The organism is Kineosporia corallincola, from assembly GCF_018499875.1.
Taxonomy (GTDB): domain Bacteria; phylum Actinomycetota; class Actinomycetes; order Actinomycetales; family Kineosporiaceae; genus Kineosporia; species Kineosporia corallincola.
Genome location: NZ_JAHBAY010000017.1, coordinates 69,399 through 84,103, shown reverse-complemented (window position 1 = coordinate 84,103; position 14,705 = coordinate 69,399). Strand labels below are relative to the sequence as shown.

The window sequence follows — 14,705 nt, the reverse complement described above, 5'->3', positions numbered from 1 at the left end:
CTGGTGATGGCCTGCGTGGGCGCGTTCGTCGCCTACGTGCCGGTGACCACCGTCTCGATCAGCCTCACCGCCATCCAGCGCGGTCTGGGCGGCAGCACCGCCGACCTGTCCTGGGTCACCACGGCCTTCGTGCTGCCGATGGCCGCCTGCATCCTGATCGCCGGTGCGCTCGGCGACGCGTACGGCCGCAAGAAGGTGTTCCTGGCCGGCCTGCTGCTGGAGGCCGTCGGGGCCCTGGTCGGGCTGTCGGCCGGTTCGTACGAGGTGCTCTGGGCCGGTCAGGCGATCAGTGGCCTGGGCTCGGCCGCCCTGCTGCCCTCGTCGCTGGCCCTGATCAGCCACGCCGTGCCCGACCACCGCGAGCGCGGCCGGTTCATCGGGCTGTGGGCCACGTCGCTGCTGCTGGCCCTGGCGCTCGGCCCGTTCAACGCCGGGTTCGTGCTGGAGCACACCACCTGGAACCGGATCTACCTGGCCGCGGTGCCGATCGCCCTGCTGGCCCTGGTCGCCGGGGTCTTCTTCCTCACCGACAGCCGGGCCCCCGGCTCGCGGCGGCTGGACCAGCCCGGGCAGATCGCCTCGACGATCGCGGTCGTCGCCCTGGTGTACGGCGTGATCGAGGGCGGGGCGGAGTCTTTCACCGACACCCGGGTGATCGCGGCACTGCTGCTCGCGGTGGTCAGCGGTGTCGCCTTCGTGGTGATCGAACGACGCTCGGCCTCGCCGATGGTGGACCCGCACCTGTTCGCCGAGCCCGGTTTCAGCGCGGCCACGCTGGTCGCCCTGATCACCTTCATGTCGATGATCGGCTCGGTGTTCGTGCTGAGCCTCTACCTCGGCCAGGTGCAGCACCTGAGCACGCTGGCCAGCGGCAGCCGGCTGTTCCTGTTCACGGTCGCGCCGATCCTGGTGGGCCTGCCGGTGAGCACGCTGATGCACCGCATCTCGCCGCGGCTCCTGATCACCTCCGGCCTGATCCTGGCCGCTCTGGGCATGCTGCTGCTGACCGGCATCGACGAGACCACCTCGTTCTGGGGTCTGGGCTGGCGGCTGTTCCTGCTCGGCGCGGCGCTGGGCGCCGTGATCACGCCGATGACGGCGACCGCGGTGAGCTCGGTGCCGTTCCGCCTGGCCGGCATGGCGGCGGCCGGGAACAACGCCTTCCGCCAGGTGGGCGGGGCCCTCGGGCCGGCCGTGCTGGGCGTCGTGATGGGCACCCGCACCAGCCTGCTCGACGGCATGCACCTGGCGTTCACGGTGTGCGCCGGGCTGATGCTCCTGGCGGCCGTGGTGGGCCTGGTGTTGTTGCCCAAGGGCGGCCGACAGGGGACGACGAAGAGCCCGGCAGCACCCGGCCGGGTGCGTAATTCCGCTGCCGCGCAATAACTTCTGCGACACCCGGGCGGGCGGTACGGCTTCGCCCGCCCGGGATTCCCCTGATATCGGTGGTTCCGCCGATCAGGCCAGCTGACGGCGGGCCTCGTCGATGGTGGCCAGGATGCTCACCACTTCGGAGTGCGGGTGCAGGGGGGACTCCACGCGGCCCTCGGCGACGTAGCCCGCGAAGTAGGTGGCCTGGTCGCTGAGGCCCTCGTGCACGGCCTCGAACCGCTCGTCACGCCAGCTCGCGCTCTCCTGGGCGACCGTGAGGGTGACGCCGGAGGGGAACAGGAAGCCGGGGCCGATCTCGATGTGGCCCTCGGTGCCGGAGATGCCGGCCTGCGTGGGCAGTGAGGTGTCCAGCGCGGTGGACAGCAGCGCGCTCACCCCTCCGGCGTACGTGGCCAGGATGTCGGCGCGCACGTCCACGCCGCCCGGGCCGGTCAGCCCGGCCACCTTCAGGGTCTGCGGTTCACCGAGCACGGACGACGCGAAGGAGATCGGGTACACCCCGGCGTCCAGCAGCGCCCCGCCGCCCTGGGCCGGGTCCCACAGCCGGCTCGACGGGTCGTACGGGTTGTTGAACCCGAAGTCCGCGGTCACCCGGTGTACCTCGCCGATCACCCCGGAGGCGAGGATCTGCCGCACGATGTCGGACTGCGGCAGGTAGCGGGTCCACATGGCCTCCATCACCAGCACCCCGGCCGCCCGGCCGGCGTCGGTGATCTCGCGGGCCTCCTGGGCCGACATGCCGATCGGCTTCTCGATCAGCACGTGCTTGCCCGCGGCGATCGCCTCCAGCGCCAGGTCGCGGTGCAGCGGGTGCGGCGTGGCGATGTAGACCACGTCGACGCCCTGGTCGCTCACCAGCTCCGAAGGGGTCGCGAGCACCCGCTCCACGCCGTGCTCCGCCGCGAAAGCCGCTGTCTTCTCCGGGTTCCGGGCTGTCACCGCGACCGCGCGCTGCGGGGTGTGGCGGTGGATCGCGTGCACGAACCGGCCGGCGATCCCGGTGCCGACCACGCCCCAGCGCAGGGCCGGGACGGCGGCGGGGTCGGGAATGTGGGGTGCGGGGACGACGGGTGGCATCGATCTCTCCTATGAGGTGCACGGCGATGACTCACCTCATCCCTATCAGGGCGTGAAGGGACGAGCATCACCCCCTCCCCCCTCTGTTGCTCCCGGCCCGGCTTTGATCCGATGAACGGTGCAGACGTCCGAAGAACGAACAGCGATCGAACAGCACAGGGAGCGACGTGCCGAGCACCGCCACATCCGAATCCGTCCCCGAGGCGACCCGTCAGCAGGCCGCCGGCCTGCGGCTGGTGGTCGCCGACATGGACGGCACCCTGCTCGACGGGAACGGTGAGGTCCCGGCGGACCTGTGGCCCCTGCTGGAGCGGATGCGCCAGCGCGGGATCCTGTTCGTTCCCGCGAGCGGTCGCCAATATGCCACCCTGGCAGCAGTTTTCGGCGGTTCGGACGCGGGCATGCCGTACATCGCCGAGAACGGCACCTACCTGGTGCGCGACGGCCGGGAGGTGGCCTCGACCACGCTGGACCGGGAGTTCGTGGTCACCGCCGTCCAGTTGCTGCGCGACCTGTCCCGCGACGGGCACGACATCGGGTTCGTGCTGTGCGGCAAGCGCTCGGCCTACGTGGAGCGCACCGACGAGGCGTTCCTGGTGAACGTGCGCCGCTACTACGCGGCCCTGGAACTGGTGACCGACGTGCTGGAACCCGAGGACGACGTCCTCAAACTGGCGGTGTTCGACTTCGGCGACGTGGAGACCGGGGTGGCGCCGAGCCTGGCCGGGTTCCGGGACACCCAGCAGGTGGTGGTGTCGGGACAGCACTGGGCCGACGTGATGCCGGCCGGGGTGAACAAGGGCACCGCCCTGCGCAGCCTCCAGCAGAGCCTGGGCATCACCCGGGAGCAGACGGCGGCCTTCGGCGACTACCTCAACGACCTGGAAATGCTTGACGAGGCCGGGCTTTCGTTCGCGATGGCGAACGCCCACCCGGAGGTGCTGGCCCGGGCCGGGGCGGTCGCCCCGGCCAACACCGAGGGCGGCGTGGTGCACACCGTGACCCGGCTGCTGGGCACGGACGGGGCCTGACCGGCGCCCCGCCCGGGGCAGGGATCAGGCCTTCTGGAGCAGGTTGTGCTCGATGCGGCGCAGCAGGCGCAGGGTCTCGGTGCGCTGGCGCTCCGACAGCCCGGTGGTGGTGCGGGCCTCCAGCTGGGCCCAGGCCCGGGCCACCGGCTCTTCCAGGGCTCGCCCCTCCTTGGTCAGCGCGACCACCATGGACCGGCCGTCGGTGGCCGACGGCGCCCGGGAGACCAGTCCCTGACGCTCCAGCCGCTGCACGGTGCGGGTCACGGTGGACGCGTCGAGCCGCAGGCCGTTGGCCAGATCGGTCTGGGTCTGGTGATCGGTGTGCCACAGCCGCATGAGCAACAGCTCCTGCCCCGGGTACAGGCCGAGCGCGCCCAGCAACGGGGCCGCCGCGCTCCAGTGGGCCCGGGCGATGCGGGTGATCAGATGACTGATCTCGCCGTTCTCGGAGGGGGACGCGGGCCCCGCCTGCTCGCTGCTCGCACCACGGGCCATAGCGGGCACGATATCAGGACGCCCGCGGAACCCTCCGGGCCCGGCCGCCGGCGCCGCGCTCATCGCTCCGGTCCCGGGCCACCGATGCCGAACCCGACCCCGCGGACCGTCCGGATCCAGGATCGGGCACCGAGTTTCGTCCTCAGGCTGCTGACGTGGGTGTCGATGGTCCGGCTGGACGTGGCCCCCTCTCCCCGCCACACCCGGGTCATCAGCTCCTCGCGTGACACCACCTCCTCCGGCCGGGAGGCCAGCAGGTGCAGCACGTCGAACTCCTTGCGGGTCAGGCCGACCACCCGCCCGTCCACCTCGGCCCGCCGGGTGCGCGGGTCGATGCGCAGGGTCCGGTGGACCGTCACGCCGTCCGTCGCCTCGGAGCTGGGGCCGACCCGCCGCAGAACCGCCTCGATCCTCGCCGCCAGTTCCCAATGCCCGTAGGGCTCACTGACACTCGTGGCCGCCCCGGCCTGGAGCGCCAGCACCCGATCCATCTCGGTGCCCTGGTCCATCGTCATCACCACCGGGGTCCGGCCGGACGCCCGGATGGCCCGGCAGACGGCCAGCGGGTCGAGATCCGGAAGATCCGCCGCCAGCAGAACCAGGTCCGCCTGCCGGTGCCGGCGGATCGCCTCCGTCCCGGTCCGCACCAGGGTCACCTGAAACCCGTGAAGGCGAAGAAATCTCGCCGTCGTCTCCCCCGCCTCTTCAGCATGCTGAACGATCAGCACCCGATTCACACCAGCCAGCCTCTCCGTGGCCCCGACCGAGCTGCGCCCGACCGGTCCCCCCGGACCACTTCGGTACAGAGTCGTCCCGGGCACACCGCGATACCACCGCCCCCGGAATTCCCGTGAGACTCCGAACATCTTGCGCCGGAGGGCACCCAGGGCCCAGCACCGGACATCAAAATCTTCGCAAAGAAGACCGCAAGTTCGCTAAATTCACATCCACGCACTGTCCGAAAGGCGTCTCTCACCAGGCACTTCACGATGCGCGTCGGGCCACACCGGAATTGTCAAGCTACGGGGCAGTACAAATCGCCCCAAAGCGTCTTAGGATGGTCGGGCAGCAGCGTGGCTCGCGGGGGCGGGGCACGTGGGGGGCTGCACGTCAGCAGGAACAGTTGTCGGCTATCGGCTCGGCTCCGGGAAAGCGTCACACAGGAAACGTCTTTGGAATTCCTGTGCCGTTGCTCCCGGCCGTCGCCAGACACCGGCACGATCGGCACGTCATGACGGCGTTCGGCGTGGAGCGCCCGTCCCTGTCGACGTGCCGCGCCGAAAAACTTTATGGGGGAATGAGATCCGTGAACATTGTGGCGGTCGGAAGACCCACCCGCGACGCCGTGGCACTGACCCAGGACCTCCGTTCCCAAGGGCACGAAGTGATTTCCGTCAGTAATGGAACAGAAGCACTGAGTAGGCGATTCGATGCCGATCTGATGCTTCTGGAGCTCGATCTGCCGGACATGGACGGCGTGACACTGTGCCGCGCCGTGCGCCGTACCAACGATCTGCCGATCATCACCTTCGCACCGCAGGGCGACGAGCTCAGTCGCATCCTCGGCCTGGAGGCCGGCGCCGACGACTGCCTCACCCTGCCCTATCGCTCCTCCGAGATCATGGCCCGCATCGAGTCGCTGATGCGCCGGGTCAACCCGTCGGCCCTGGGCCGCACCCCGATCGTCACGGCGGGGCCGCTGCGTATTGAGACCGCCAGCCGGGAGGTCTGGGTGAAGGACCGCCGCGTCGACCTCACCCGGATGGAGTTCGACCTGCTCCTGCACCTGGCCCAGCGGCCGGGGTCGGTGATCAGCCGGCAACGGCTGATGGTCGACATCTGGAAGCACCCGCGCAGCCTTCCGGTATCGACGATGTCCACCCGCACCATCGACACGCACGTCAGCTCCCTGCGCTCGAAACTCGGTGCCAAGGAATGGATCACAGCCATCCGGGGGGTCGGCTTCCGGCTCGGCCAGGTCACCGCGGAGCGGTCGTGAGCGACGTCCCGGCACCGGTCGCCCTGCTCTGCCCGGGGCAGGGGGCGCAGCGCCCCGGCTTCACCAGGGCCTGGATGCAGCACCCGGTGTTCGCCCGGCGGATGGCGGAACTGTCGTCCGCGACGGGCCTGGACCTGAGCCACCACGGCACCGACTCGGACGCCGGCACGCTCAGGGACACCGCCGTGGCGCAGCCGCTCATCGTGGCCGCCGGGCTGGCCGCGGCCGCCCTGCTTCCGCGATCACCGGCCGACCTGGTCCTGGCCGGGCACTCGGTCGGTGAGGTGACCGCCGCCGCGCTCGCGGGCGTGCTCAGTCAGGGCGCCGCGGTCACCTTCGTCGCCGAGCGCGGCCGGGCGATGGCGGCGGCCGCCGGACTGAACGACACCGGCATGAGCGCCGTCCTCGGCGGCGATCTCGACGAGGTGCTGACAGCCGTCAGCAGGCACGGTCTGGTCGCCGCCAACATCAACGGTGCCGGTCAGGTCGTGGCCGCCGGACCGCTCGGCGGCCTGGCCGCCCTGGCGGCGGATCCCCCGGCCGCGGCCAGGGTCCGGTCGCTCCAGGTGGCCGGCGCCTTCCACACACCGCACATGGCGCCGGCCGAGCGGGCCCTGGCCGGCCCGGCCGCCGCTCTGAGCCCGGCCGATCCCTGGGTCCCGTTGCTGTCGAACGCCGACGGCACCGTGCTGTCCGACGGCGCTGAAGTGCTGCGGCGGCTGGTCTCCCAGGTCAGCCGCCAGGTGCGATGGGACCTGTGCATGACCACCCTGGAGCGCCTGGGCGTGCGCACCGTGGTCGAGCTGCCTCCGGCGGGCGCACTCAGCGGGCTGGTCAAACGGGCCCTGCCGGGGGTCCGGGTGATCTCCCTGCGTGGCCCCGACGACCTCGACTCGCTGTCTGGCCTTTTCGGCCCCGCTCCGGTCTGACCGGCATTCTTCCGCCTCTTCGGGCAGCGTCTGTGCGCAGCGCCGGAGAATCCCGGCCGATGCCGCACCGGCACCGACGGCGGTCCTGCGGCTTCCCGGCGAATCCAGGCCCGGGGCGGCCGGATTCGCCGCGCCCGCACCCGGTCCGGACGGGTATGGTGATGAGGAGAACCTCGGCAGCCCTCCTCGCGGCCTGCCCCAAAACTCCTCCTCCGGAAGGAATACCAGCATGACCGTGCAATATGCCGAGCAGATGACCTCGGCACTGGCCTCCGCCAGGCAGCTCGCGATCGCCCAGAAGAGCCCGGAACTGTTCACCATCCACCTGCTCACGGCGCTCAGCGCCGATCCGCACACCACGTTCTCGGAGCTGCTCACCGCGAACGGCGTTGACCTGGGGGCCTTTCACGATTTCGCGCTGGCCCGCAGCCAGCAGGTGGTGCCCGCCGGCCTCAGCACCGACGTGCGCCCGAGCGCCGAGAACGTGGCCCTGATGCAGCAGGCCGTCTCCGAGATGCGGGAACTCGGCGACACCCGGCTGAGCAGCGAGCACCTCCTGCTCGCCGCCCTGAAATACCGCCCGGGCAAGGGAGCCTGGGCCATCTTCAAGCTGTCTTACCCGACGGTGCGCGCCAGCCTCGACACGATCCGGCGCGACACCTCGGTCTGAACACGCACCGACGGCTCCGGACCGCACCCGAGCGGGCGGTCCGGAGCCGATCGCATGTCTGCCGAAAATACCTGCTGAGCGGTGTATCAGCGCACGTCGCGCCGGTTTCCGTGCTCGTCCACCGGGGACCACCACAGGCTGCTGCCGGTCGCCCCCTCACCGAACACCATCCAGTGCCCTTCGGCGATCCGCCCGTTCTGCCAGCGCAGCAGGTGCAACGCGTCCAGCTCGAAACGGTCCCACGGGGGCCGCGGATCGGCCCCCGCACCGGCCCGGTCGGCGGAGATCCGGTTCACGTCCACCGAATAGCCCTCCTCCGGGTTCACCAGGATCACGGTGCGCTCACCGTGCAGCGAACCGCCGGAGAGCCGATAGAGGTTGCCGTAGAACTCGACATAGGCGTCGATGCCCCGGTAGAGACCCGAATAGGCGTGCGTCCCCGGCACCTCGAACGTCACGTCCTCGTGCCAGAACTCAAGAATCCGGTCACGGTCGCCCGTGGCCAGCGAGTCCCAGGCACCGGCGACACGTTCCGCCGAAAGATCCGTCATGCTCTGCATCCTTGTCTACGCGCTCGACGATCCCGGCCCCCGTGATCAGCATGGCGACGGTCAAAGTGACCGACACCACGATTGGCTCTCAGTGACACTTGTTGCACCAAGTATATTGTTTGGCTGACCAAGTTCACAACGTGCCCGGACCGCACCTGAGGGCGTATCTCGACCGGAACGGTTGACGTCGCCCCACCACCGGAAGACCCTTGAGACGATTCACCGGGATCCCCCGGTCGATCGCCTCTCTCGCGTGAGAACCGGCCCTGTCCGCAACGAAGCGACTTCCGTCGGCTCTCGCGCTCCTCGGCCAGCCCGTCACCCGGTCGCCACGGCGGATCCCGGGCGATCTGACTGCTGACCGTGCCGGGTCGGAAGTACGCCTCGTGATTAGGAGCATGCCTTGCATGTGCTGGTAGTCAACGCCAAGACACCCGCGACGAAACTTCCCATCCAGGATCTACGACGGTACGGCCACACCGCCGAGGTGGTGCGCACCGGACGGGCCGCGCTCCAGCGTTACACCGGCGCCGATCTGGTGCTGCTGGACCCCGACCTGCCCGACATCGACGGCATCGAGGTCTGCCAGAGCCTGCGGGCTCTGTCCGAGGTCCCGATCATCATGCTCACCTCGCGCGGCAGCGAACTCGACCAGGTGCTCGGCCTGCGGGCCGGCTCCGACGACTACCTGGTCAGCCCGGTGGGCAACCGTGAGCTGATGGCCCGGATCGATGCCGTCGCGCGCCGCACGCGAGGCCTGGCCGGGGCCCACGACGCGCAGAACGTCATCGTCCACGGCCGTCTGCGCATCGACCCCGCCACCCGGCGGGTACACGTGGACGAGAGACCGGTGAGCGTCACCCGCAAGGAGTTCGACCTGCTGCACGCCCTCGCCTCCCAGCCCTGGTCGGTGGTCTCCCGGCGCCAGCTGATGACCAGCGTCTGGAGCACCGGGATCCGGGTCACCGGCAGCCGCACCCTCGACGCCCACGTGAACAGCCTGCGCACCAAGCTCGGCAGCCGGGACTGGATCCTGACCGTGCGCGGCATCGGTTTCCGGCTGGGCCCGAGCAGTTCCGCGGCGTCCTACCCGAACAACGCTCTGGACGAGTCGCGGGGCAGCACCGGCAGCGTCAATCTGGCCACCGGCTGACCTCCAGCCCGCACTCGTCGACCGGCAGGGTCAGGCTGGCCGAAGCACCCTGCTCCCGGGCGAAGGCCTGGTAGCCGCCGAGGTCGTGGCGGAACACCGGATGGCACACGTCGTGGGCGATCACCACCGCTCCCGGCCCACGGTGCTCCAGCCACCGCTCCAGCAGCCTGGCATACCCGGACTTGCGGGCCCCCGGCACGTCGACGTCGATCAGCAACAGGTCCCAGGCCGTTCCGGCGGCATGGGTGGCGACGTCGAAGGCGTCGCCGACCACCGTCCGCACTCCCGGTCCGAAGCCGGCGGCGGCGAAGTTCGCCCGGGCCGTCTCCACGGCCGCACCGTCAACATCCAGGCCGACCGCCGCGCGTCCGACCACCGCGGGGTCGTGTCCCGGCCCGAGCACGGGCGCCGTCACCCAGGCCATCAGATTGCCCGCGTAGCAGCCCAGCACCACGACCGAGCGCGGCAGGTGCATCGCCGACACGCCGTACAGCACCCGGGCCGACAGGGGCGTCAGCGTGGTCGTCGGCACCTGGAACGTCCGGTACAACCGCTCCCGCAGCGCATGGAACCTCTCCCAGTCCACCTCCGGTGCCCCCGCGTCCACCACGCCGGCCTCCCGGCAGCGGTCGAGCACCCGCCCGGCCAGCGCATCGGTCTGCGCCACGGTGAGCCGTGGCAGCACCGCCATCAGACGGCCCTTCCCGCGCCGACCGCCCCCGTCGAGCCCGTCGCGCCCGTCGCGCCGACCGCACCCATCGCGCCCGTCGCGCCGGAAGGCCCGGAAAGCCCTGAGGCCCGGAAGGATCCGGCAGCCCCGGCGACCAGGTCGGCCGGGCTCTCACCGGCCGGCAACCCGGTCAGGAACCGGTTCAGGTCGCGCCCCGGCGTCCCCTCCAGGTCCACCCCGGGCAGGTACGACGGAAGTTTCGCCGAGGGCGGCACCACCTGCGCACCGGCCAGGGTCAGGGCGTCCCGCAGGGCCCCGGGCCCGGCACCCTCACGGTGCGCCCGCGCCGCCCCCGGGTACCAGCGGTCGGCCGCCTCCTGCTCGTGCTCGTCCCAGGGCGTGCCGGTCAGGGTCAGTGCCCACAGCAACCCGGCGACGTGCTGCCTCGACGCGGTCTCGTCCGCGATCCGCCGGGCCGTGCGGGCCCCGAGCCGGTAGAAGCCTGCCGCCCGCTCCGCGTCCCCGGCCCGCAGGGCCGTGTAACCAGCTGCCGCAAGGGTTCTTTCGAGATAGAAGGGGTCTTCGAGCCCGCCTGCTGTGCGGGCCGCCCCGGCGAAGGTGGCCATCGCCTCCGGGTAGGCCTCGCGCCGCAGCTGGAGGATGCCGATGGCGTAGTGGTGCAGGAGCCGGAAGTCGGCGCGGCCGGTGCCGAGCATGGCCGCGGACGCCGCGCGCAGCACCTCCTCGGCCTGCCGGTGCCGGCCCGCGATCTGGAGCAGGAAGGCCAGGTTGTGGCTGAGGTTGTGGCGCAGGTAGAAGGCGCTGTCGCCGGGCAGCTCCCGGACCAGCCGGAAGGCGGCGAACTCGTGCCGGAACGCCTCTCCCAGCAACTGTTCCCGCTCCGGGGTGCCCTCACCGGCCCGGCGGGCCCGCATGGTCGCCAGCAGAGCCAGGCCGTTGAGCAGCCAGCCCTCCTCCACCGTCATCGTCTCGTCGGACGGTTCCCGGGAGGAGGTGATCTCCAGCCCCCGCTCGTAGAAGGGCCGGCCGGCGTCCTGCTCGCCGGAGCGCTTCGTCAGCAGCAGGCCGCACAGATAGTTCAGGTGGGCACGCAGAGCCGGACGACGCACCACCGTCAGCGCCAGACGCATTTCCTCCAAAGCCTTTTCGACCGAACCGGTCTGGGCCGAGCCGATCGCACCGAGCCGGATCAGGTCGGCGCGCTCGTCCGGGTCGGTGGCGTGCCGCAGCCGGGCCGCGGTCAGCAGCCCGGCGCGCTCGAAGTTCTGGAGGGCCAGGGCCTCCCCCACCGCACGGACGATCTCGTCGTGCGTCCCACCCGGCGCGGATCCCTGGGCGGCCTCGTCGTCCGTCATGGAGATCAGTCGTGGCACCGTGTTCCGTGGTGAGCACCAGCCGGCGCCGGGCCGTTCGGCGAGGGCGGCGAGAAAGGCCGTGGGGCCCTTCTCCAGCCGGGCCCGCACCCGCAACGGTGTGCCGCGCAGTTGCGCCGTCAGCACGGCCCGGTAGAGGATCCGCACCGACAACCGGTCCCACCGCTCGAAGGCCTCGAGCTCCAGTTCGGGGACGACGTGAGCCCCGCGGCCCGCCCCCTCCGCCGGATCACACACCGCCGGGAGCGCCTCGGCCAGGAACCGGGCCGCCCGGTCGATCCACAGGGCACTGGCGTGCGACTCCCGGCTGATCCGCCGGGTGGTACCCAGCGCCGCCACCTCGGAGACCGGAACGAAACCGTTTCCCGCGCCGTTGGTATCGGTGGCGGCACGGATCAGCCGGCCACTGATCGGCTCGTGCCGGGCGAGCAGGCCGGGCGCCCGGTCCTCGGCACGGCGCACCACGACCGCCAGCACCGGCGCCAGGCCACCCAGATGGGCGAAACCTTCAGCGGGAGGGGGAATGCTGAGGCCCACCGCCCGGCCCTCACCACCGGAGCACGGGCCGGCGTGGTCACCCGGGCACAGCACGATCCCGCGATCCGGCGCCGACCAGGCCAGCTCAGGCTCGACCGGGGCGCCGAAGTCGTTCTGCATGAGAGGTTCTCGATTCTTCTAGGCCGCCAGGCCCGGACGGACACGGCGGCGGACGGGAGGGTGTCCGGCCGCCGTGTCCGCTGGTCACCAGGCCTCGTTCACCCGGGCGAGTTCGAACTCCCGCTCGGTCAGGCCGTCCTGTGCATCGAAAGACAGGACGACGTGCTGGAGTTCGGCCTCCAGTTCGGCGTCGGTCATGAGGTCACCTCCTCTCTGCTGATCGGAAGGTCAGGTCTTGAGACGGTCAGCGACCGTCGGCCTCGGTGATGTACTCGATCCGCATCTGGAACCGCTCCACGGTCGCCAGCCCGGCCACGTCGCCCCCACCGCCGGCGACCGGCGCCGACTTCAGGTGCTCCTCGTAGGCCTCGGGGCTCTCCCACTGCGAGTAGGCCACCACCGCGGTGCCGTCGAACGAGCGGTGCACCGAGTTGGAGATCCATCCCGGGGCCAGGGCCAGGGCCTCGTTCGGCTTCGCGACCAGGTCGAGCAGCTCCTGCTGACGCCCCGGCGCCACCCGTGCCACCTCGAACACCGCGTGCACGCCGTCGTTCTCACGCAGCTCGGCATGTTCCCCGGCGAGCGCGGGATTGCGCTGCACGAACACCACCTCGCTGTGCAGGCTCTCGAAGGTGGCGAAGGTGAGGACCTCCTTGAACCGGCCCTGCCGGCCCGGGTCGGAGAGAATCCCCTCCCAGTCCTCCTTGCTGCGCCACTGGATGTAGCTGATCACCGACTCGCCGTCCAGGCTGACGTGAGCGTTCACCGACACCAGGCCGGGAGACCGCTCGTCGGCCGGGCCCAGACCCTGCCAGATCTCGATCAGTCGCTGCTGGTGCTGGGCGTCGGTCTTGAAGATGTTGATCAGAACGTATCTGTGGTCGTCGACCACGATCCGGCTCACTCTGGCCTCCTGGCGAAATCGGTTACGTATGCGTCCGGTTCAGGCGCCGGCCAGGCCGGGGTCCGAACCGGGCGCCTGCGCGCCCCGGGTGACCCGGGCACCGGCGTCCTGCCGGTCGGCGTCTTCCGGCGTGGCGTCCGGGGCGACCTCGGCCGCCGGGGCCTCGCCGTCCATCGGCAGCGGCCCCATGCCGCGCAGCACCACGGCGACCAGCACCGCCATCACCAGCAGCACCACCACCGCGACCACGGCGCCCACCGCCATGCCGTGGGCGAAGGCGTCCTGCGCCGCCTCCAGCAGACGGCCACCGACGGCTGCCGGGAGCTGCCCCGCCTGATCGGCGGCAGCACCGAGGCTGACCTCGGCCTGCTCCGCGACTCCGCCGGGCACGTCGGAGGGCATCGTGTCGGAGATCCGGTTCTGGTAGGCGGCCGTGGCGATGCTGCCGATCACCGCGATCCCCAGTGCCCCGCCCAGCTCGTTCGCGGTCGAGGCCAGACCCGATGCGGCACCGGCCCTCTCGACCGGTGCGGCGGACACGATGGTGCCGATGCCGAGCGCCATCACCGGTGCCAGGCCGACGAACATGATGGTGGACGCCGTGATCACCAGGCTCTTGCCGGAGCTGCCGTCGATCTGGGTGAGCATGCCGAAGCCGACCGTGCCGATGAGCAGGCCGACCGTGAGCACCTTCGCGGGCCCGATCTTGGACGCCAGAACGGTGGCGACCACCGCCGCGACCATGCCGGGGATGATGACCGGCAGCTGCCAGACGCCGGCCCGGGCGGGCGACATCCCGAGAACGGTCTGGAGGAACGTGGCCACCAGGTACTGCATGCCCATCACCATGCCGGTGGTGAACAGCAGGCTGCCGACCGAGACGCTCAGCGTACGGTGACGGAACAGGTGCACGTCCATCAGCGGTGCCGCCAGGCTGCTCTGGCGCATCACGAAGAGCGCACCGACGACGACGCCCACCACGATCACCACGACGGGCAGAACCTCCAGCCCGTCCCGGGCCAGCTTCTTGCCGCCCCAGATCACGGAGAGCAGGGCCACCAGCGACATCGCGACGCTCAGCAGGTCGAGCGGCGAGCGGTTCGGGTCGCGGTACTCGGGCAACAGGATCGGCCCGACCACGAGCAGCAGCACCATGACCGGCACGGCCAGCAGGAACGGCGAGCCCCACCACCACTGGTCGAGCATGAGGCCACCGATGATCGGGCCGACGATGCCGCCGACCATGAACGAGGTGGTCCAGACGGTCACCGCGGTGCGGCTCTGGGCCGGGTCGCGGAACATCACCCGCAGCAGCGAGAGGGTGGACGGTGCGAGCGTGGCCGCCGACACGCCGAGCAGGGCGCGGGCGGCGATCAGCATCTCGGGGTTCTGCGAGAAGGCGGTGAGCACCGACGCCGCGCCGAAGGTGGCGGCGCCGATCATCAGCAGACGCCGACGGCCGATGCGTTCCCCGACGGCGCCCATCGTGATCAGGAAGCCGGCGATCAGGAAGCCGTAGATGTCGGTGATCCAGAGAAGTTCGGTGCTGCTCGGGTCCAGGTCGGCCACCAGGTTCGGGACCGCCATGAAGAGCAGGGTGAGGTCCATGGTGACCAGCAGCGCCGGAAGACAGAGGATCGCCAGCGCGATCCACTCCCGTCGCCCCGCCGTGACCGGCGCGACTGCGTTCACAGCAACTCCTCCTCAGGAGTAGCGAGGTGTCAATACTTGGCGCACCAAGCGTATTGGTTGGCCTACCAAGTGTCTAGTTGCCTAGACACCG

The 14,705-nt window shown here is 70.8% G+C and carries 14 protein-coding genes; 6 read left to right on the top strand and 8 right to left on the bottom strand.

The genetic code is table 11. The features are described from left to right. Positions 1-6: 6 nt before the first annotated feature. Positions 7-1,386, top strand: a complete 1,380-nt coding sequence (locus KIH74_RS31155; RefSeq protein WP_246573513.1) for an MFS transporter — start codon at positions 7-9, stop codon at positions 1,384-1,386. A gap of 72 nt (positions 1,387-1,458) precedes the next feature. Here the strand turns inward: KIH74_RS31155 and KIH74_RS31150 are convergent, their stop codons facing one another. Beyond that, positions 1,459-2,469, bottom strand: coding sequence for a Gfo/Idh/MocA family protein (locus KIH74_RS31150; protein ID WP_214159988.1), 1,011 nt, complete (start codon positions 2,467-2,469; stop codon positions 1,459-1,461). 167 nt (positions 2,470-2,636) lie between these two features. Between KIH74_RS31150 and KIH74_RS31145 the strand changes: the two genes are divergently transcribed. Further along, positions 2,637-3,500: a Cof-type HAD-IIB family hydrolase gene (locus tag KIH74_RS31145; RefSeq protein WP_214159987.1), complete on the top strand. Its 864-nt coding sequence runs from the start codon at positions 2,637-2,639 to the stop codon at positions 3,498-3,500. A gap of 24 nt (positions 3,501-3,524) precedes the next feature. Here KIH74_RS31145 and KIH74_RS31140 read toward each other — a convergent pair whose 3' ends face one another. Further along, positions 3,525-3,995 carry a MarR family winged helix-turn-helix transcriptional regulator gene (locus KIH74_RS31140; RefSeq protein WP_214159986.1) on the bottom strand — a complete coding sequence of 157 codons (471 nt, stop codon included), beginning with the start codon at positions 3,993-3,995 and terminating at the stop codon, positions 3,525-3,527. Between the two features lie 59 nt (positions 3,996-4,054). After that, the gene (locus KIH74_RS31135) at positions 4,055-4,723 is read right to left on the bottom strand and encodes a response regulator transcription factor (RefSeq protein WP_372492153.1); all 669 of its coding nucleotides are present in this window, start codon (positions 4,721-4,723) and stop codon (positions 4,055-4,057) included. Positions 4,724-5,226: 503 nt separating this feature from the next. Here KIH74_RS31135 and KIH74_RS31130 point away from each other — a divergent pair. From KIH74_RS31130 to KIH74_RS31120, 3 genes are all read left to right on the top strand, one after another. Further along, complete coding sequence (locus tag KIH74_RS31130) at positions 5,227-5,994, top strand: response regulator transcription factor (protein ID WP_214159984.1); 768 nt, start codon at positions 5,227-5,229, stop codon at positions 5,992-5,994. Next, on the top strand, positions 5,991-6,923 hold the full coding sequence (locus KIH74_RS31125; RefSeq protein ID WP_308114049.1) for an ACP S-malonyltransferase: 933 nt from the start codon (positions 5,991-5,993) through the stop codon (positions 6,921-6,923). The genes KIH74_RS31130 and KIH74_RS31125 overlap by 4 nt, the downstream gene beginning before the upstream one ends. A 229-nt stretch (positions 6,924-7,152) precedes the next feature. Continuing rightward, complete coding sequence (locus KIH74_RS31120) at positions 7,153-7,593, top strand: Clp protease N-terminal domain-containing protein (protein ID WP_214159982.1); 441 nt, start codon at positions 7,153-7,155, stop codon at positions 7,591-7,593. 86 nt (positions 7,594-7,679) lie between these two features. Here the strand turns inward: KIH74_RS31120 and KIH74_RS31115 are convergent, their stop codons facing one another. Then, the gene (locus KIH74_RS31115; protein ID WP_214159981.1) at positions 7,680-8,144 is read right to left on the bottom strand and encodes a nuclear transport factor 2 family protein; all 465 of its coding nucleotides are present in this window, start codon (positions 8,142-8,144) and stop codon (positions 7,680-7,682) included. A 409-nt stretch (positions 8,145-8,553) separates the two neighbouring features. Between KIH74_RS31115 and KIH74_RS31110 the strand changes: the two genes are divergently transcribed. Continuing rightward, the gene (locus KIH74_RS31110; protein ID WP_308114050.1) at positions 8,554-9,297 is read left to right on the top strand and encodes a response regulator transcription factor; all 744 of its coding nucleotides are present in this window, start codon (positions 8,554-8,556) and stop codon (positions 9,295-9,297) included. Here the strand turns inward: KIH74_RS31110 and KIH74_RS31105 are convergent. From KIH74_RS31105 to KIH74_RS31090, 4 genes are all read right to left on the bottom strand, one after another. Then, on the bottom strand, positions 9,278-9,988 hold the full coding sequence (locus KIH74_RS31105) for an O-methyltransferase (RefSeq protein ID WP_214159979.1): 711 nt from the start codon (positions 9,986-9,988) through the stop codon (positions 9,278-9,280). The two genes, KIH74_RS31110 and KIH74_RS31105, sit on opposite strands and share 20 nt — an antisense overlap. Then, entirely contained in the window at positions 9,988-12,018 is a 2,031-nt protein-coding gene (locus KIH74_RS31100) for a hypothetical protein (protein ID WP_214159978.1), read from the bottom strand. The genes KIH74_RS31105 and KIH74_RS31100 overlap by 1 nt, the downstream gene beginning before the upstream one ends. Before the next feature lie 244 nt (positions 12,019-12,262). Continuing rightward, positions 12,263-12,922 (bottom strand): antibiotic biosynthesis monooxygenase, encoded by a 660-nt coding sequence (locus KIH74_RS31095; protein WP_214159977.1) that lies wholly within the window; start codon positions 12,920-12,922, stop codon positions 12,263-12,265. A gap of 39 nt (positions 12,923-12,961) precedes the next feature. Beyond that, positions 12,962-14,614 (bottom strand): MFS transporter, encoded by a 1,653-nt coding sequence (locus KIH74_RS31090; protein WP_214159976.1) that lies wholly within the window; start codon positions 14,612-14,614, stop codon positions 12,962-12,964. Positions 14,615-14,705: the final 91 nt, after the last annotated feature.

Coding starts and splice junctions, on each gene's coding strand:
- KIH74_RS31155 (WP_246573513.1), top strand. CDS start 7: ATGGCCTGCGTGGGCGCGTTCGTCGCCTACGTGCCGGTGACCACCGTC.
- KIH74_RS31150 (WP_214159988.1), bottom strand. CDS start 2,469: ATGCCACCCGTCGTCCCCGCACCCCACATTCCCGACCCCGCCGCCGTC.
- KIH74_RS31140 (WP_214159986.1), bottom strand. CDS start 3,995: ATGGCCCGTGGTGCGAGCAGCGAGCAGGCGGGGCCCGCGTCCCCCTCC.
- KIH74_RS31130 (WP_214159984.1), top strand. CDS start 5,227: ATGACGGCGTTCGGCGTGGAGCGCCCGTCCCTGTCGACGTGCCGCGCC.
- KIH74_RS31120 (WP_214159982.1), top strand. CDS start 7,153: ATGACCGTGCAATATGCCGAGCAGATGACCTCGGCACTGGCCTCCGCC.
- KIH74_RS31115 (WP_214159981.1), bottom strand. CDS start 8,144: ATGACGGATCTTTCGGCGGAACGTGTCGCCGGTGCCTGGGACTCGCTG.
- KIH74_RS31105 (WP_214159979.1), bottom strand. CDS start 9,988: ATGGCGGTGCTGCCACGGCTCACCGTGGCGCAGACCGATGCGCTGGCC.
- KIH74_RS31100 (WP_214159978.1), bottom strand. CDS start 12,018: ATGCAGAACGACTTCGGCGCCCCGGTCGAGCCTGAGCTGGCCTGGTCG.